This is a genomic window from Mycobacterium barrassiae (assembly GCF_025822765.1).
Taxonomy (GTDB): Bacteria; Actinomycetota; Actinomycetes; order Mycobacteriales; family Mycobacteriaceae; genus Mycobacterium; species Mycobacterium barrassiae.
In genome coordinates this window covers 160,219-176,931 of record NZ_JACKUK010000027.1, presented here as the reverse complement: position 1 = coordinate 176,931, position 16,713 = coordinate 160,219, and the positions used below count along the sequence as shown (strand labels likewise).

The 16,713-nt window shown below is 66.9% G+C and carries 17 protein-coding genes; 10 read left to right on the top strand and 7 right to left on the bottom strand.

The genetic code is table 11. From position 1 onward, the window contains the following. Positions 1 to 7: 7 nt before the first annotated feature. Entirely contained in the window at positions 8 to 616 is a 609-nt protein-coding gene (locus tag H7J93_RS17875) for a hypothetical protein (protein ID WP_267307623.1), read from the top strand. Here H7J93_RS17875 and H7J93_RS17870 read toward each other — a convergent pair. Next, positions 613 to 2,694: an AAA family ATPase gene (locus H7J93_RS17870; protein ID WP_267307622.1), complete on the bottom strand. Its 2,082-nt coding sequence runs from the start codon at positions 2,692 to 2,694 to the stop codon at positions 613 to 615. The two genes, H7J93_RS17875 and H7J93_RS17870, sit on opposite strands and share 4 nt — an antisense overlap. 28 nt (positions 2,695 to 2,722) lie before the next feature. Between H7J93_RS17870 and log the strand changes: the two genes are divergently transcribed. The 7 genes from log to H7J93_RS17835 all read left to right on the top strand — a co-directional run bounded on the left by log (position 2,723) and on the right by H7J93_RS17835 (position 8,361). After that, complete coding sequence (log, locus tag H7J93_RS17865; protein ID WP_267307621.1) at positions 2,723 to 3,283, top strand: cytokinin riboside 5'-monophosphate phosphoribohydrolase; 561 nt, start codon at positions 2,723 to 2,725, stop codon at positions 3,281 to 3,283. A 61-nt stretch (positions 3,284 to 3,344) separates the two neighbouring features. Then, entirely contained in the window at positions 3,345 to 5,156 is a 1,812-nt protein-coding gene (fadD6, locus tag H7J93_RS17860) for a long-chain-acyl-CoA synthetase FadD6 (RefSeq protein ID WP_267307620.1), read from the top strand. A 123-nt stretch (positions 5,157 to 5,279) separates the two neighbouring features. Continuing rightward, positions 5,280 to 6,104 (top strand): dihydropteroate synthase, encoded by an 825-nt coding sequence (gene folP, locus H7J93_RS17855; RefSeq protein WP_267307846.1) that lies wholly within the window; start codon positions 5,280 to 5,282, stop codon positions 6,102 to 6,104. Beyond that, the gene (locus tag H7J93_RS17850) at positions 6,101 to 7,063 is read left to right on the top strand and encodes a glucosyl-3-phosphoglycerate synthase (RefSeq protein WP_267307619.1); all 963 of its coding nucleotides are present in this window, start codon (positions 6,101 to 6,103) and stop codon (positions 7,061 to 7,063) included. The genes folP and H7J93_RS17850 overlap by 4 nt, the downstream gene beginning before the upstream one ends. 59 nt (positions 7,064 to 7,122) lie before the next feature. Next, positions 7,123 to 7,497 carry a DivIVA domain-containing protein gene (locus H7J93_RS17845; protein WP_267307618.1) on the top strand — a complete coding sequence of 125 codons (375 nt, stop codon included), beginning with the start codon at positions 7,123 to 7,125 and terminating at the stop codon, positions 7,495 to 7,497. Then, entirely contained in the window at positions 7,494 to 8,078 is a 585-nt protein-coding gene (locus H7J93_RS17840; protein WP_267307617.1) for a DNA-3-methyladenine glycosylase I, read from the top strand. Before H7J93_RS17845 ends, H7J93_RS17840 begins: the two co-directional genes overlap by 4 nt. Positions 8,079 to 8,193: 115 nt before the next feature. Next, the gene (locus tag H7J93_RS17835; RefSeq protein ID WP_005059648.1) at positions 8,194 to 8,361 is read left to right on the top strand and encodes a DUF3117 domain-containing protein; all 168 of its coding nucleotides are present in this window, start codon (positions 8,194 to 8,196) and stop codon (positions 8,359 to 8,361) included. Positions 8,362 to 8,397: 36 nt separating this feature from the next. On the opposite strand, the gene glgA is transcribed toward H7J93_RS17835, so the two are convergent. Continuing rightward, positions 8,398 to 9,561: a glycogen synthase gene (gene glgA, locus H7J93_RS17830; RefSeq protein ID WP_267307616.1), complete on the bottom strand. Its 1,164-nt coding sequence runs from the start codon at positions 9,559 to 9,561 to the stop codon at positions 8,398 to 8,400. A gap of 126 nt (positions 9,562 to 9,687) precedes the next feature. Between glgA and glgC the strand changes: the two genes are divergently transcribed. Beyond that, positions 9,688 to 10,902, top strand: a complete 1,215-nt coding sequence (gene glgC, locus H7J93_RS17825; RefSeq protein ID WP_267307615.1) for a glucose-1-phosphate adenylyltransferase — start codon at positions 9,688 to 9,690, stop codon at positions 10,900 to 10,902. Here the strand turns inward: glgC and H7J93_RS17820 are convergent. After that, positions 10,899 to 11,492, bottom strand: coding sequence for a DUF4126 domain-containing protein (locus H7J93_RS17820; RefSeq protein ID WP_267307614.1), 594 nt, complete (start codon positions 11,490 to 11,492; stop codon positions 10,899 to 10,901). The two genes, glgC and H7J93_RS17820, sit on opposite strands and share 4 nt — an antisense overlap. A gap of 39 nt (positions 11,493 to 11,531) precedes the next feature. On the opposite strand from H7J93_RS17820, the gene H7J93_RS17815 reads away from it, so the two are divergent. Continuing rightward, on the top strand, positions 11,532 to 12,809 hold the full coding sequence (locus tag H7J93_RS17815; RefSeq protein WP_267307613.1) for an HNH endonuclease: 1,278 nt from the start codon (positions 11,532 to 11,534) through the stop codon (positions 12,807 to 12,809). Between the two features lies 1 nt (position 12,810). On the opposite strand, the gene H7J93_RS17810 is transcribed toward H7J93_RS17815, so the two are convergent. Genes H7J93_RS17810 through H7J93_RS17795 form a run of 4 tightly spaced genes read right to left on the bottom strand, consistent with a single transcriptional unit; the run spans position 12,811 to position 16,702 of the window. Beyond that, positions 12,811 to 13,485: a methyltransferase family protein gene (locus H7J93_RS17810; protein ID WP_267307612.1), complete on the bottom strand. Its 675-nt coding sequence runs from the start codon at positions 13,483 to 13,485 to the stop codon at positions 12,811 to 12,813. 13 nt (positions 13,486 to 13,498) lie between these two features. Continuing rightward, entirely contained in the window at positions 13,499 to 15,112 is a 1,614-nt protein-coding gene (locus H7J93_RS17805) for an ABC transporter permease (protein ID WP_267307611.1), read from the bottom strand. Then, positions 15,109 to 16,044, bottom strand: a complete 936-nt coding sequence (locus H7J93_RS17800; RefSeq protein WP_267307610.1) for an ABC transporter ATP-binding protein — start codon at positions 16,042 to 16,044, stop codon at positions 15,109 to 15,111. The genes H7J93_RS17805 and H7J93_RS17800 overlap by 4 nt, the downstream gene beginning before the upstream one ends. Beyond that, the gene (locus tag H7J93_RS17795; protein ID WP_267307609.1) at positions 16,016 to 16,702 is read right to left on the bottom strand and encodes a TetR/AcrR family transcriptional regulator; all 687 of its coding nucleotides are present in this window, start codon (positions 16,700 to 16,702) and stop codon (positions 16,016 to 16,018) included. Before H7J93_RS17795 ends, H7J93_RS17800 begins: the two co-directional genes overlap by 29 nt. Positions 16,703 to 16,713: the final 11 nt, after the last annotated feature.

The following is a 16,713-nucleotide window of genomic DNA, read 5'->3' as shown; positions in this document are numbered from 1 at the left end:
GACGGCGATGAGCGGTAGCCCGCTGAAAAAGCCGGAGGGCATCAGCTGGAACACGGCATCGGTCGAATTACCGCAGATACCAATGCTTCCCGCGGGTCTGGACGCGATGAGTGCGACGATCGCCGCAGTACTTCCCACCCTGGCCGCCCAGTTGACCGCCAACGTGGCGGCGCTGTCGGCCAAGGAGCACACATACTCCGGCAAGTTGGGCGTCGCGCAGGCGGCGTACCAGAACTCTGATGACGCCGGATCGCAGTCGGTCGGCCAGGTCGTCGGCATGCTCGGCAAGTTGGGTGAACAAGCGGGTCAGATGGGTCAGGTTGCGGGTGCGCCTACACAGACCGCCCAAGGCGGTTCGGGTGTGTTCGGTTCGCTGATCGAGCAGGCGATGAAGGCAGCCCAGGGTGGCGGCGTGCCGACTGCCGCCGGAGCGGGACAGGCTCCGGGACCGGCGCCGCGTGATCCGCTCGAAGAACGGGTCGAGCGCCTCGAACAGCGGGCTGAAAACCAGCAAAAGTTGGCGCGTGCCGACGAAAGCAGGCCCGGTGCGGGTCCGGCGCCCGTCGCACCGCCGGAGCACGTCGACGAGGACCTCGGCCGTCGGCTGTATCGCTAGTTCGCTTGTGCGGCAGCGTCGGCCGCCGCCGGGTTCATGCCGAGCGCCGACCACTCCTTCGACACGTCGCCCAACGCCGCCGCATCGTTACCGGCCAGCGCGCGTGCATGGGTCAGCGCCAGTTGGCCTACTGCACAATCACATTGGGCACTGACGCGGGCGATGGCGTCGGCAGCTCGGATGTCGCCGAGCCGCACCGCGTCGAGCAGGGCCCGCAACGCCACCGCCGCCTGCCCGCCGCGCTCAGCGCTTCGTGTCGCGTCACGCGCTGCGGCGACGGCGCCGATCTTGTCGCCGCGCGCGGCCATCGTCCATGCGCGTGCCAACGCCAGCTCCGGTGCGAACAGCATCGACTTCAATCCGTGCCGAGACTCCGCCCGGGACAACGCCTTTCCCGCCTCGACGGGCGCACCCTGCTGACCGAGTGCCTGCGCCAGCAGCATCCATGCCAGCGGGCCCCATGAGTAACCGGTCGGCGCCAACGCGGCCGCCGCCCTGCGCAACAACCGCACCGCCGAATCGAGTTCGCCCTTCGCGATCAGCACATCGGCCACCAACACCTCACCGATGGCGCGTCCAGGCTGCTGAAGCTGAGCGAAGTCGGTGAGCTGCTGGGCCAGGTCCTGCGCCCGGTCCAGTTCGCCCGCCATCAGCAGTGCTGTGGTCTGGCCGAATCCGCTGGTGAAGCGCAACAGTCCTGGATGTCCCGCGGCGATTGCCCGCTCGGCGAACGGGTCGACTTCGGCGAAGTGGCCCATCCGTGCCGCACTCAACGCTGCGGCGGCGCCCGCCCAGCCGATGGCGGTGTCGTCTGCCGACGGTGACGCCAGCACCTCGTTGGCGATCTGCAGTGCGCGACCCGGACCGCCGGCGTTCATGGCGAACGTCGCGGACAACGCATCGAGGGTGGTTTGTGCGGCGGGTGACGACACCTTGTTCCGCGTCGCCTTGAGAAACGCCGTCGCCCGTTCGGGCTCCGACAACATCCAGAACTGGTTGGCCGCCAGCGGCAACGCCCACGCCATCAACTCGGATTCCGACAGGGTCGACGGATCAACTTGGGCGAGAACGGAATCGGCGTCGCGGCCGCGGCCCTGCCAGGCGAGGGCGTACGCGAGCGTGATCCGCGCGGGCAGGCCGGCGTCGCGCTGCACCGCGGCCCTGCCGAGGCGCTCGGCCAGCACCAGGTCGCCGAGCCGCAGGGCCTCACCAGCGGCCGCGACGATCTCGGCTGTCGGCTGGGGGCGGTCGCTGTCCAGCGCCAGCACGGCCAGTCGCAGCATGGCCACCACATCGCGCGGCGGCGCTGCACCGAGCCGTTCGACCAAATCCGTTCGTAGTCGGCGTAGTTCCGGCCCGCCCAGCGCGGCGCGTACCGCATCGACGAACAACGGGTGGGCGGGACGCACCAGATCGTCGTCAACGGTGATCGCCCCTGCGGACTCCGCTTCGGCGACGGCGTCCCGTCCGACGAGGTCGGCCACCTCTGCCAACGGCAACGGGTCGTCGACGGCCAGATACTCGAGCACGCGACGTGCGCCGGCGGGCAGCGTCGCGACGTGGTCGTTGACCATGGCCGCCAGCCGACGGTCGTCGTGCCCGGGCGGGTCGAGGTCGATCCGGTTGAGCAGATCGTCGGTCCAGAGCGTCGAGATCTCCTCGGCCACACGGCCGTTGGCTGAAACCGTGATGATCAGCGAGGCATCGCCGCTGATAGCCAACTGGTGGACCAGCGCCGCCGACAACTTGTCCAGCAGGTGCGCGTCGTCCACCACCAGCAGTCGTCCGTCGCCGAGCGTCGCGCGCGCGGTGCGCAGCACCTCGGCGGTCTTGCCGGCCTCCGGCACGTCGATCAAATGGCTGAACGCGGCGAACGGGATTGCCGACGAAGGTGTGGTCGCGGTGACCCAGTCGACGCGGTCGAACCGCGCACCCAGACGAGCGACGGCGGCACGCGCGAGCGTGGTTTTGCCGACCCCCGCGGGACCGATGATCACCGTCCCGGGCCGGGCTTGCGACCCGGCTTCGAGAGCTTCCAGTGCCGGCTCAAGCGGAACGGTCACCCACTCAACAGGCACGGCCGGAGTCTATGGCTAGGTTGTGCTCGTGTCTCCGAAAAACTCCGGCGAGTGGGCAGTGTGCGTCTATTGCGCGTCCGGCCCGACGCATCCCGAGCTACTCGCCCTCGCGGAACAGGTCGGCACCGCGATCGCGGAGCGCGGCTGGACGCTGGTGTCCGGCGGCGGGAATGTGTCGGCGATGGGTGCGCTCGCCGTCGCGGCCAGGCAGCGCGGCGGCCACACCATCGGTGTGATCCCCAAGGCGCTGGTGCATCGCGAGGTCGCCGACGTCGACGCCGACGAGCTCGTCGTCACCGACACCATGCGGGAACGCAAACAGGTGATGGAGGATCGGGCCGACGCGTTCATTGCCCTGCCCGGCGGCATCGGGACGCTGGAGGAATTTTTCGAGGCTTGGACGGCCGGCTACCTGGGTATGCACGAAAAGCCGGTGGTGATGCTCGACCCGTTCGGGCACTACACCGGTTTGCTGACTTGGTTGCGTGGGCTGATCGACAGCGGCTACGTCGCCCAGCGCGCGTTGGACCGGTTGGTGGTCGTCGATGACGTCGACACCGCACTGACCGCCTGCCAACCGCGTGGGTGATGGCGGTCACCCTCGCCGATAGGCTGTGTTCTGCAAGCGAACACCGGAGGGGACCCACCGCATGACCGACCGGAATTCCGGAGTCCGGAGCAGTGTCGGACTGCTCGACATCGCCACCCGTCTACCGGGCCTGTTGATGGACGCGCCAGTGATGCTGCGCGGCGCGCTGACCGGTTTCATGGCGCGCCCCACGGCCAAGACGTCGATCGGCAAGGTCTTCCAGGACCGTGCGGCCCGCTACGCCGACCGGGTGTTCCTGCGGTTCGAGGATCAGGAGCTGACCTATCGCGAGGCCAACGAGACCGCCAACCGTTACGCCGCAGTGCTTGCCGCGCGCGGGGTTGGGCACGGCGACGTCGTCGGCGTCATGTTGCGCAACTCGCCGCAGGCGGTGCTGCTGATGCTGGCCGTGGTCAAGTGCGGTGCCATCGCGGGCATGCTCAACTACCACCAGCGCGGCGATGTTCTGGCCCACAGCATCGGACTGCTCGGCGCCAAGGCGATCGTCGCCGAAACCGACATGATCGAGCCCATCACCGAGAGCGGGGCGGAAACCACCGGCCTGATGACGCTCGAGGAGTTGGACGGCCTCGCCGCCACCGCCCCAACGCAGGACCCTGCGACCACCGCGGCGGTGCTGGCCAAGGACAAGGCGTTCTACATCTTCACCTCGGGCACGACGGGAATGCCGAAAGCCAGCGTGATGACGCACTACCGCTGGCTGCGCGCGTTGGCGGGCTTCGGAGGCCTCGGACTGCGCCTGCACAGCGACGACGTGCTGTACTGCTGCCTGCCGCTGTATCACAACAACGCGTTGACGGTGGCGGTCGGATCGACCGTCAACGCCGGCGCCACTCTGGCACTTGGCAAGTCGTTCTCCGCGTCGAAGTTCTGGGACGACGTCATCCGGTACAAGGCGACGGCGTTCATCTACATCGGCGAGATCTGCGCCTATCTGCTCAACCAGCCGCCCAAGGACACCGACCGCAAACACAAGGTCCGGGTGATCATCGGCAACGGTCTGCGGCCCGCCATCTGGGACGACTTCACCAAGCGCTTCGGTATCCCGCGGGTGTGTGAGTTCTACGGAGCCAGCGAGGGCAACACGGCATTCGTCAACGTGCTCAACATCGACAAGTCCACCGGCATCTGCCCGACCCCGGTGGCGTTCGTGGAGTACGACCCCGACACCGGCGAGCCGGTGCGTGACGAGAAGGGCCGCGTTCGCAAGGTCAAAAACGGCGAGCCGGGTCTGCTCCTGTCCAAGGTGAGCAACTTCCAGCCGTTCGACGGTTACACCGACGAGAAGGCCAGCGAGAAGAAGCTCGTCCGCGACGCGTTCAAGGACGGTGACGTCTGGTTCAACACCGGCGACCTGATGCGTTCGCAGGGGTTCGGCCACGCGGCGTTCACCGACCGGCTCGGCGACACGTTCCGCTGGAAGGGCGAGAACGTGGCGACCACCGAGGTGGAGGCGGCGGTCGCACGCGATCCGCAGGTCGAGGAGGCCACCGTGTTCGGCGTCGAGGTCGAGGGCGCCGGTGGCCGCGCAGGCATGGTGGCGGTCCAGCTCAAGGATGGCGAGGAGTTCGACGGGAAGGCGCTGGCGAAGGCCGCCTACGAGCGGCTGCCCAGTTACGCCGTGCCGCTGTTCGTCCGGGTGGTGAAGGAACTCGCTCATACCTCGACGTTCAAGAGCCAGAAAGTGGACCTCCGCAAGGAGGGCTACGGCGGCAGTTCGGGCGAAGGCGACGAGGAGGCCGGCGAGATCAAGGACCCGATCTACGTCCTTGCCGGTCGCGAAGAGGGCTACGTCGAGTTCTACGACGAGTACCCGCAAGAGGTCGCCGCGGGCAAGAAGCCCAAGAATTAGCGATTTCGGCGTGCTCGGTCTCGCTCAGAGTGACTCAGCACGCCCAAATCGCACGCCCGTAGCCTGGAGGGCGTGCAGTCGACGTTTCTGGGCCGTCCGGTGGCGGGCGACCGCGCGCTGATCATGGCGATCGTCAACCGCACACCGGACTCGTTCTACGACCGGGGCGCCACCTTCACCGATGAGGCCGCGAAGAAGGCCGCCCATCGCGTGGTGGAGGAGGGTGCCGACGTCGTCGACGTGGGCGGAGTCAAGGCGGGGCCCGGCAGTTCGGTCGACGTCGACGAGGAGATCGCCCGCGTCGTCCCGTTCATCGAATGGCTTCGTAACACCTACCCTGACCAGCTGATCAGCGTCGACACCTGGCGCGCTGCGGTGGCCAAACAGGCCTGTGTCGCCGGTGCGGATCTGATCAACGACACCTGGGGCGGCCACGATCCCGCGCTACCGGAGGTCGCCGCGGAGTTCGGCGCCGGGCTGGTTTGCTCGCACACCGGCGGCGCCGTGCCGCGCACCCGCCCGTTTCGCGTCAACTACGGCATTTCCGAGCGCGGCGTCGTCGACGACGTGATTGCTGAGGTGACTGCGGCGGCCGAACGCGCCGTTGCTGCCGGGGTGGCGCGCGAGGCGGTGTTGATCGATCCCACCCACGATTTCGGCAAGAACACTTATCACGGTCTTAGTTTGTTGCGCCATCTAAAAGACCTTGTAAACACTGGATGGCCGGTCCTGATGGCACTGAGTAACAAGGATTTCGTCGGGGAAACTCTGGGTGTGGACCTCACCGAACGCCTGGAAGGCACGCTGGCTGCGACCGCACTCGCGGCCGCCGACGGCGCCGCCATGTTCCGAGTGCACGAGGTGGGACCCACGCGACGCGTACTGGAAATGGTCGCGTCGATTCAGGGAACGCGTCCACCGACGCGCACAGTGAGGGGACTGGCATGACTGTGCTAATCGAACAGCCAACAGAGCTGGCCACCGCGGATATCGCCAAACATCCCTGGCTGGCCGACAACAGCTGGAGCCGGCCCATGTGGACGATCGACGAATTGGTGGCCGCCAAGGCCGGACGCACCATCTCGGTGGTCTTGCCTGCCCTCAACGAGGAAGAGACGGTTGCGGGCGTCATCGAGACCATCACACCCCTGGTCGGCGGCCTGGTCGACGAGCTGATCGTGCTGGACTCCGGCTCGACGGACGACACCGAGATCCGTGCGCTCGCCGCCGGCGCCAGGGTGATCAGCCGCGAGGTGGCCCTGCCCGAGGTCGACCCGCAGCCGGGCAAGGGCGAAGTCCTGTGGCGGTCGCTGGCCGTCACGACCGGCGACATCGTGGTCTTCGTCGACTCCGACCTGATCGACCCCGACCCCATGTTCGTGCCCAAGCTGGTGGGTCCGCTGCTCGTGAGGGAGGGTGTCCACCTCGTCAAGGGCTTCTACCGCCGCCCGCTGAAGGTCAGCGGCAGCGAGGACGCCAACGGTGGCGGACGCGTCACCGAGCTGGTGGCCAGGCCGCTGCTCGCCGCGCTGCGGCCCGAGCTGACCTGCCTGCTGCAGCCGCTCGGCGGCGAGTATGCGGGCACCCGCGAACTGCTGACCTCGGTGCCGTTCGCGCCGGGCTACGGCGTCGAGATCGGCCTGCTCGTCGACACCTACGACCGCCTCGGCCTGGACGCGATCGCGCAGGTCAACCTCGGTGTCCGCGAGCACCGCAACCGCCCGCTGACCGAGCTGGCGGCGATGAGTCGCCAGGTCATCGCGACCCTGTTCTCACGGTGCGGGGTGCCGGACTCCGGCGTCGGCCTGACCCAGTTCTTCGCCGACGGCGACGATTTCAGCCCCCGCACGTCAGAGGTGTCGCTGGTCGACCGGCCGCCGATGAACAGCCTGCGCCCCCGCACCTAGCGGACCCGGGGCGTGCCGGTGGTCGGTGCTTGTCGGGGTGATCGGGCAGTATCGAGATCGTGACACTGGTTCTGCTCTATCTGGTCGTGCTCGTTCTGATCGCTATCGTGCTGTTCGCGCTCGGCAGCGTGCTCTTCGGACGTGGTGAGTCATTGCCGCCGTTGCCGCGCGATACGACCGCCACCGTGTTGCCCGCGTCCGGTGTGACCGGTGCCGACGTGGATGCGGTCAAGTTCAGCCAGACGTTGCGCGGCTACAAGACCAGCGAGGTGGACTGGGTGCTCGACCGGTTGGGTCAGGAGCTCGATCTGGTCCGCGGTCAGCTGGCCGCGGTGCGCGCAGCGCACGGGATCGACGTCGACGAAGGGGAAGAGCACCGCATCGAGGGCGGCGCGCACGCGCTGCCGTCGTCGGACGCCGAGGCCGAAGCGTGACCGCCACCGATCAACGAGTCCGCTGCGCCTGGATCGACGAATCACGTTTGTCGCCAGACGATTTCGTCTTGTACCGCGATTACCACGACAACGAATGGGGACGGCCGCTGCGGGACTCGAAGGCGCTGTTCGAGCGAGTCACTCTCGAGGCGTTTCAGAGTGGGTTGTCGTGGCTGATCATCCTGCGCAAGCGGGAGAACTTCCGCAGGGCGTTCCACGGTTTCGACGTCGAGCGCGTCGCGCGTTACCGCGAGCGCGACATCGCGAGGCTGATGGACGACACGGGCATCGTGCGTAACCGCGCGAAGATCGAGGCGACCATCGCCAACGCCCGCGCTGTCGCCGAGCTCGACGTCGACCTCGCCGAGTTGCTGTGGTCGTTCGCCCCGCCGCCCCGGCCGCGGCCGGCCGCCATGGCCGATGTCCCGGCGGTCACGCCCGAGTCGACCGCGATGGCCAAGGAACTGAAGCGCCGGGGGTTCAGGTTCGTCGGGCCCACGACCGCCTACGCCTTGATGCAGGCCACCGGAATGGTCGACGACCACACCGCGGACTGCTGGGTGCCAGCGACGATCCGCTGACCCGTCGACAGGGGTCATCGCCGGGTCTTTGCACACGCGATGCCGTGGATAGGGAACAATGGGGGGGATTCGTTAGGCCCACCGTGCGGGCTGGCTCATGTGGAGGGAGCACTCGATGGCGGCGATGAAGCCCCGGACCGGCGACGGTCCACTGGAAGCAACCAAGGAGGGGCGAGGCATCGTGATGCGGGTACCGCTGGAGGGCGGCGGACGTTTGGTCGTCGAACTCACGCCCGATGAGGCGGCCGCGCTCGGCGACGAACTCAAGAACGTCACCAGCTAGTCCACGTGTGCGCGCGGGGGAACACACTGACGGCGACTAGGTAGCGACCTTCCGGTAGATCTCCAGGGTCTGCTCGGCGATGTGCGCCCAGGAGAACTCCTCGATACAGCGCTGACGGCCGGCCTGGCCGTACTGCCTGGCGGTCTCCGGATGGGCCACCACGTCGTTGACCGCGTCGGCCAGCCGCGTTTCGTACCCCGTCGGGTCGCCCGCGTCGTAGTGCACCAGCACGCCGGTACGACCGTCGTCCACCACCTCTGGGATACCACCGACATCGGACGCGACCACCGCCGTCGCGCAGGCCATCGCCTCCAAATTGACGATGCCGAGCGGCTCATACACCGACGGGCACACGAAAACGGTTGCTGCTGAGAGTATCTCGCGGATCTTCGAGATGGCCATCATCTCACGGACCCAGAACACGCCGGTGCGGCTGCGGGCCAGTTCCTGAACGGCCTCGGTCACCTCCGCCGCGATTTCGGGGGTGTCCGGCGCGCCGGCGCAGAGCACGAGCTGGATGTCGGGCGCGAACCGATGCGCGGCCGCGATCAGGTGCGGCACGCCTTTCTGGCGGGTGATTCGTCCGACGAACGCGACGATCGGCCGTGTCATGTCGACGCCGAGTTCGGCGAGCACCGACTCGCCGGGTTGCGCGGGAGCTGGATACCAGACGTCGGTGTCGATTCCGTTGCGCACCACATGTACCCGGTTCGGATCCAGGGCCGGGTAGGTGCTCAGCACGTCGTCGCGCATGCCTGAGCTCACCGCGATCACCGCGTCGGCCGCCTCCACCGCGGTCTTCTCCACCCAGGACGACACCCGGTACCCGCCGCCGAGCTGCTCGGCCTTCCACGGCCGCATCGGCTCGAGCGAGTGCGCGGTCAACACATGCGGGATGCCGTACAGAAGGGCGGCGAGGTGGCCCGCCAGCCCGGCGTACCAGGTGTGCGAATGCACGACGGTGGCCTGGCTGGCGGCGTTGACCATGTTGAGGTCGGCCGACAGCGTCGACAACGCAGGGTTGGCGCCCACCAACGCCGGATCTGGCTGTGCCACGATCGCGTCCGCGCGCGGTGCGCCCATGCAGTGCACGTCGACTTCGCAAAGATGGCGTAGCTGCGCGACGAGTTCGGTGACGTGTACGCCCGCCCCGCCGTAAACCTCGGGTGGATACTCCCGAGTCATCATCGCCACCCGCATAGAGACGACGGTAATGGCCGCGTCTCTTGATCGCAGCTTTGTTTCGGATGCGATCAGGCGTCAATAACCTTGACAGACAGCTGCGAATGGCTAGCCGCTGTCCTCCACTGCGGATAGGTTTGGATCATGCGGGAACTGCCACACGTGCTGGGAATCGTCCTGGCTGGCGGCGAGGGCAAGCGGCTGTACCCATTGACGGCCGATCGGGCCAAACCGGCGGTCCCTTTCGGCGGCGCCTACCGGCTGATCGACTTCGTGCTGTCGAATCTGGTCAATGCCAGGTATCTCCGTATCTGCGTGCTGACGCAGTACAAGTCGCATTCGCTGGACCGCCATATCTCGAAGAACTGGCGGCTGTCCGGGCTTGCCGGCGAGTACATCACTCCGGTGCCTGCCCAGCAGCGGCTCGGCCCGCGGTGGTACACCGGCTCCGCCGACGCCATTTACCAGTCGCTGAACCTGATCTACGACGAGGACCCCGACTACATCGTCGTGTTCGGTGCCGATCACGTGTATCGGATGGACCCCGAGCAGATGGTGCAGTTCCACATCGAGAGCGGTGCGGGTGCGACCGTCGCGGGCATCCGGGTGCCGCGCTCCGAGGCCACTGCGTTCGGCTGCATCGACGCCGACGAGTCGGGACGGATCCGCAGTTTCATCGAGAAGCCGAGCGACCCGCCGGGCACTCCCGACGACCCCGAGCAGACGTTCGCGTCGATGGGCAACTACATCTTCACCACCAAGGTGCTCATCGACGCCATCCGGGCCGACGCCGAGGACGACGACTCCGATCACGACATGGGCGGCGACATCATCCCGCGTCTGGTCTCCGACGGGATGGCCGCCGTCTACGACTTCAACAACAACGAGGTGCCCGGCGCCACCGAACGCGATCACGGCTACTGGCGTGATGTCGGGACGCTCGATGCGTTCTACGACGCACACATGGACCTGGTGTCGGTGCACCCGGTGTTCAACCTCTACAACAAGCGCTGGCCTATCCGCGGTGAGATGGAGATGCTGGCGCCCGCGAAGTTCGTCAACGGCGGCTCGGCGCAGGAGTCCGTGGTCGGGGCGGGCAGCATCATCTCGGCCGCATCGGTGCGGAACTCGGTGTTGTCGTCCAACGTCGTCGTCGACGACGGCGCGATCGTGGAGGGCAGCGTCATCATGCCGGGCACCCGGATCGGCCGTGGTGCCGTAGTGCGCCACGCGATCCTCGACAAGAACGTCGTCGTCGGGCCGGGCGAGATGGTGGGCGTCGACCTCGACAAGGATCGCGAGCGGTTCGCGATCAGCGCCGGGGGCGTCGTCGCGGTCGGCAAGGGCGTCTGGATCTAGGGCTCGCGCTTTGCGGCGCGCGCCCGCCGTCGTCGGCGAATCAGGCGCACGGCCGCCCAGGCCAGCAGGACCAGCACGACCAGCACCAGAACCGGGACCAGAATGGCCACGAACACAAGGCCCACGCTGATTCCGTCCTCGACCGTGCTCAGCACGGGCGCTGCCACTCCCGCGGTGGCGACGTTCGCGGCGGGTCGCACCGTCGATTTCGTCAACGACACCACCAGTGCGACAACGACTCCGATCGCCACCGGGATCCACTGTCCGGATTGCGCGAAGGCGCCTGGATCGGTGACGGCGTTGGTCTGCGCCGCGGTGCCGGACCCGAACACGATGCCGCCCGCCGTTGGCCGGATGAACGTCTGAACGGCGTCGTTGACGCTGTCCAGGGCGGGAACCTTATCGGCGACGATTTCGACGATCAGCAGGACGGCGACGATCGCCATCACCCAGCCGTTCTCGAGCCAGGTCCAGCCGGCAGGCAGGGTGATGAGGTCGGTGAACCGTGACAGCAGGCCGAGCGCCAGCAGCGGGATGTAGGCGTTGAGTCCAGCCGCGGTTGCCAGTCCGAAGCCGGTCAGCAGCTCCATCGGACAATCTTGTCATAGCGCTGAAGTACAGTCGAAAATATGTTCGATACAGCAGGCGGGATCGCTCACGAGGCATCTCTGGTCGAACGGATCGCGGAGTTGGAACGAATCAAGTCTGCGGCAGCTGCTGAGCAGGCCAGGGTCACCGCCGATCTCGACACCGCCCGCCGCGCTCGCGAGGCCGCCGAGGGTGTTCCCGCAGGCAAGCGCGGCCGCGGACTGGCCAATGAAATCGCGTTGGCGCGCCACGATTCACCGAACCGTGGTGGGCGCCACCTCGGCTTCGCGCGTGCACTCGTCCACGAGATGCCCTACACCTTGGCGGCTTTGGAGTCGGGGGTGCTCTCCGAATGGCGTGCCACCCTCATCGTCCGCGAGTCGGCCTGTCTGTCCATCGACGACCGCCGGACATTGGACGTCCGGTTGTGCGCCGACCAAACCGCGCTGGAGGGCCGGGGCGACAAGCGGATAGCGGCTGACGCCAAGGCAATCGCCTACGACCTCGACCCGCACGCCGTCGTCGACAAAGCGGTCCGTGCCGAATCCGAACGCAGGGTCACCGTCCGTCCCGCCCCCGACACCATGAGTTACGTGACGGCGTTACTTCCGATGGCCCAGGGCGTGTCCGTCTATGCCGCCTTGAAACGCGCCGCGGACACCACCTTCGACGATCGCAGTCGCGGCCAGGTCATGGCGGACACATTCGTCGAGCGCGTCACCGGCCGGCCAGCCGACGTCCCGGTTCCCGTTGCAGTCAATCTCGTGCTGACCGATGAGACGCTGCTCGGCGGCGCCACCACGCCGGCCCACATCGCCGGGTATGGGCCGGTGCCCGCGGCGATCGCCTGCCGCCTGGCTGGCGACGCCATCGCCGACGAGAACTCCAAAGCCACGCTGCGCCGGCTGTATCGTCATCCGGATTCGGGTGCTCTGGTCGCCATGGAATCTCGATCACGGGTGTTCCCAAAGGGTCTCGCGCAGTTCATCGCGTTCAGAGATGACACCTGTCGGACGCCGTACTGCGATGCGCCGATTCGACACACCGACCACGCCACACCACATGCACGCGGTGGTGCCACCAGCGGCGCCAACGGAGTCGGTTCCTGCGAGGCGTGCAACTACGCCAAGGAAGCGCCCGGATGGCGCGTCCATACGTTCGACGCTGACGGCGAGCGCCACACCGCGGTGTACGTCACGCCCACCGGTGCGCGCCACAAGTCACACGCCCCGCCGTCGCCCAACGACGTCGTGGTGTTCAAGCCGAGCGCAGTCGAAGCGCTGATCGCTCATCACCTCGCAGGGTTCACTGCCGCCTGATTCACCACACGCCGGGTACCAGCCGATAGTGCACCTTCTCGGTGTACTCGTCGTAGCCGTCGAGTTCCTGTCGCAGCGCCTTTTCCTCGTCGGTGATGCGGGCGACGAAGACAAGCACGCTGGGGATCGCGGTGAGCAGGCCCCAGTACGAGGCAAGGGCCAGCGGCATACCGACCATCACGAGCAGCGCCCCGACGTACATCGGGTGGCGCACAACGCCATAGAGGCCGGTCGACACCACGGGCTGGTCCTCCTCGACGACGATCGTTGCCGCCGCATAGTTGTTCTGAATGATCACCACCTCGGCGATGAGGAGCCCCGTCAGCACCAGGACGTTGCCGAGCACGACTGCGCCGGCCGGCGGATTCGACCAACCGAACCGGTGGTCGAGTGCGCTGATCACTCCGGCGGCGATGACCGTCAAGATGAGGGCGACGTTGATGAGCCGTTGTGCCATACGGGTTTCGGCCCACGGCCCCGATTTGAACCGTCGCTGCAAGGCGTCGGGATACTTCACCGCCAGATAGATGGTCGGAACCATGGTTCCGACGATGAACACGGCGATGAAGACCCACGCCGGCCAATAATCGAAAGTGCCTGCCGGCAAGAACAGCAGCGCACCCATGAAAAGGATGCCGCTGATCGAGGAGGCCAGCAGTTGCATTACGACTTTCACGCATCCCCCTACGTCACACGGCGTCGCGGTGGCGGTACACCGCTCCCGCGAGCAGAGTCAGGGCAGCTGCGATGACGACCATGACGGTCATCGCGAGGACGGGGTAGTCGGACGGTGCGGATGTCTGGCCGACGGGGGAGAGGTCCAGCAGCCATCTCGGCAAGCGGAGCAGCGCACCGAGATACAGCGCCACGACGACGAATGCGACTGCAGCCCAGCCGATCCATGCCCGACGTAGCGCGACCGCCACCGCGGCGACGCCTGCCATCACCGCCATCGCCGGGATGTATGCCAGGCCAGCCAGGGTCAGCCGCACGATGGTTGCCGGCTCGCCAAGTGTGATACCTGCGCCAAGGCCATTGCCCAAGCCTGCGAAGAACATCAGTACGACCGCACCCGCCAGTGCCGAAGCGACCGCGGTGAACAACCAGCGCCACCTAGAGACGGCGCCGGCCAGTACGGCTTCGCCGAGCCCCTTGTCCTCGTCGGCGAGCAACCGCAGCACGGCGGAGACGACGTACGCGGTGGCCGCCGCGGCAAGGAACTGCGTCATCGTCGTGTAGACGCTGTCGGTGCCCTGAGCGACGAGCACCCGCTGAATCAGCTCGTTGTCTTTGGCGGCATCCAGCAGCGACTTCGTCATCGACCCGAATGCCAGCCCGCCCAGGAACAACCCGATCGTCCAGCCGATCGTCTGGCCCCGCTGCAAGGTCAGGTGCAGGCCGAGCACCGAGGTGATTGCGTGCGCGTCGGGACGCTCACCGGTGGACGGGAGATTGCCGTCGTCGTATTGGCGCCTGTTCTCCAACGCGGCCGCCACGGCCATCAGTCCGACCGCCACGACGACCAACAGGGCGAAGGGCCACCACCGCAGGTCGACGAAGGGGCGCATCTGCTGCGCCCACGCGATCGGGGAGAACCAACTCAACGCACTGCCGGAGTTGTCGATGACGTCGCCGATCCCGCGAACGAAGGCGGCCAGCGCCAGCACCGCCATCGCGGCTCCAGTGGCAGTGCGCGACTGACGCCACAGCTGCGCCGTCACGGCGGCCACCGCGCCGAAGACCATGGCCGCACCGGTGATGCCCAGGCACATAGCCGCGGAATCGACGAGCCCGAAGCCGGCGGACGCCATCGCCAGCGTCATCGCCGCCGCCAGCACCGCGTTGAGCCCGCCGATGAGGATCAGCGAGGCATTCGTCCGCGCGTGGCGGCCCACCACCGAGGACAGCACCAGTTCGGCTGCGCCGCTTTCCTCCTCGGCGCGCGTGTGCCGAATCACGGTGAGAATGGCCAGGATCGACGTCGCGACGATCATCGTGAGCATCAGCTCGTTGGCCATCATCACGCCGAGATCGGTTTCGTTGCGGCCGAACATCGGCCCGCCCATGATGATTGCCGCGGGCGTCTTCATCAGGTTGACCCTGGCCTGGCGCGACGCCTCATCCGGATAGGCAAGTTTCATCGCGTTCGGGGCGTAGACCATCATCAGGACTAGCGCCCCGAACCATATGGATAGCCGGATACGGTCGCGGCGCAGCGCCAGCAGCAACAGACGCTGCGTTCCCGTCCACGGTGCCGTCGAGACGCTATGGCGTTCGGTGCGCGGTGCGAGAGTGGTGGTCATCGCCCCGCTCCCTGGTACTCGCGCAGGAACATGTCCTCGAGCGACGCGGGTGTCACGGTGAGGTCGAGGATGCCCAGCTCGGTGAGTTGGGCGGTGACACGGTCGAGGTCGTTGCGGTCGACGGAGAACGTGTAATGGCCGTCGGCGATCGCGAAGTCGTGCACGTACGGGCTCCGTTGCAGCGCTGCGCCGTCAGTTCGCGTGCGGACGGAGACCGTCGTGCGCATCAAGTGCCGCAATTCGTCGAGGGAGCCGGAGCGCACGGTCTTTCCGGCGCGGATGATCGTGACGGTGTCGCAGAGCTTTTCGACCTCGGCGAGGATGTGGCTCGACAGCAGCACCGCGGCGCCATGGTCGGTGACTTCCTGAACGCATTGCTGGAATGCCTTCTCCATCAACGGGTCCAGCCCGGAGGTCGGCTCGTCGAGGATGTACAGCTCGGCGTTGGTGGAGAACGCGGCGACGATCGCCACTTTCTGTCGATTGCCCTTGGAGTAGGTGCGGGCCTTCTTGTGGGGGTCGAGTTCGAAGCGTTCGATCAGTTGATCGCGCCTGCGGGTGTCGACGCCGTTGCCGCGCAGCCGGGCGAGAAAGTCGATGGCCTGTAGCCCGGTCAGGCTGGGCCACAACGTGACATCGCCTGGAACGTAGGCGATTCGGCGGTGCAACTCGACCGCGTCGCGCCACGGGTCGCCGCCCAGCAACCGAACAGTTCCACTGTCTGCGCGCAGCAGACCGAGCAGTACCCGGATCGTGGTGGACTTACCCGCACCATTGGGACCCAGGAACCCGGTGATGTCGCCCGGCGCCACGGTGAGGTCGAGGCCGTCGAGTGCCTTGGTCCGCCCGAAAGACTTTGACAATCCGCGAATCTCGACCGCCAGGTCCGATCGTTCTCCGACATTAGCCCTCTGCAGGAACGGTGCCGTCATTGGAACCTCCTTCTCCGGATGTGAACGGGATGCCCTTCTCGCGCTGAGCCAGGAACGCGTCGTACATCGTCGAGTCGGTCATGAGGCCGTTGGTGAACATCTCCAGCGCGGGCAACATCATGTCTTCGCCGTAGTCGCGCAGCACGGCGCGCACATCGCTGGGGTTCTCGTGCATTTGCAGGTAGAGCAGGAAGCCACCGCCGTTGATCATGCTGAGGTACCTGGCTCGGGCTTTGGGATCTCGGCTCGGCTTGATGATGCCTGCCGCCACGCCCTCCTCGATGTACTGCTCGGCGTTGTCGATCATGCGCTGCCAGAACGACTTTGCGAGGTCGCTGCCCGACTGCATGCTGCGCACGAGATAGGCCATCATCGGCGCGTACTCCTCGATCTCGGCCACCTGGGCGAGCCAGTTCGCCGGATCGGCGCTTCGCATGGACTCGGTCTTCGACTCGCGCACCATCTCGGCGATGTGGTCGTCGCACGCCTTGCGAAGGCCGTCCTTGGATCCGAAATGGTGGATCACCAGCGCGGCGGACACCCCTGCGGCTTCGGCGATGGTCCGAAGCCCGACGTTGAACCCCTGCCGGCCCCACTGGTCGATCGCGGCATCGCGGATCCGGGCGATGGCCGTTCGATCGTCGGGCGCTGAACGCATGTTTAGTACGC

Excerpts from the sequence above, each read along its gene's own strand:
- fadD6 (WP_267307620.1), top strand. The coding sequence starts at position 3,345 with ATGACCGACCGGAATTCCGGAGTCCGGAGCAGTGTCGGACTGCTCGAC.
- H7J93_RS17850 (WP_267307619.1), top strand. The coding sequence starts at position 6,101 with ATGACTGTGCTAATCGAACAGCCAACAGAGCTGGCCACCGCGGATATC.
- glgA (WP_267307616.1), bottom strand. The coding sequence starts at position 9,561 with ATGCGGGTGGCGATGATGACTCGGGAGTATCCACCCGAGGTTTACGGC.
- H7J93_RS17795 (WP_267307609.1), bottom strand. The coding sequence starts at position 16,702 with ATGCGTTCAGCGCCCGACGATCGAACGGCCATCGCCCGGATCCGCGAT.
- H7J93_RS17800 (WP_267307610.1), bottom strand. The coding sequence starts at position 16,044 with ATGACGGCACCGTTCCTGCAGAGGGCTAATGTCGGAGAACGATCGGAC.
- glgC (WP_267307615.1), top strand. The coding sequence starts at position 9,688 with ATGCGGGAACTGCCACACGTGCTGGGAATCGTCCTGGCTGGCGGCGAG.
- H7J93_RS17805 (WP_267307611.1), bottom strand. The coding sequence starts at position 15,112 with ATGACCACCACTCTCGCACCGCGCACCGAACGCCATAGCGTCTCGACG.
- H7J93_RS17820 (WP_267307614.1), bottom strand. The coding sequence starts at position 11,492 with ATGGAGCTGCTGACCGGCTTCGGACTGGCAACCGCGGCTGGACTCAAC.
- folP (WP_267307846.1), top strand. The coding sequence starts at position 5,280 with ATGGCGATCGTCAACCGCACACCGGACTCGTTCTACGACCGGGGCGCC.
- H7J93_RS17815 (WP_267307613.1), top strand. The coding sequence starts at position 11,532 with ATGTTCGATACAGCAGGCGGGATCGCTCACGAGGCATCTCTGGTCGAA.
- H7J93_RS17835 (WP_005059648.1), top strand. The coding sequence starts at position 8,194 with ATGGCGGCGATGAAGCCCCGGACCGGCGACGGTCCACTGGAAGCAACC.
- H7J93_RS17875 (WP_267307623.1), top strand. The coding sequence starts at position 8 with ATGAGCGGTAGCCCGCTGAAAAAGCCGGAGGGCATCAGCTGGAACACG.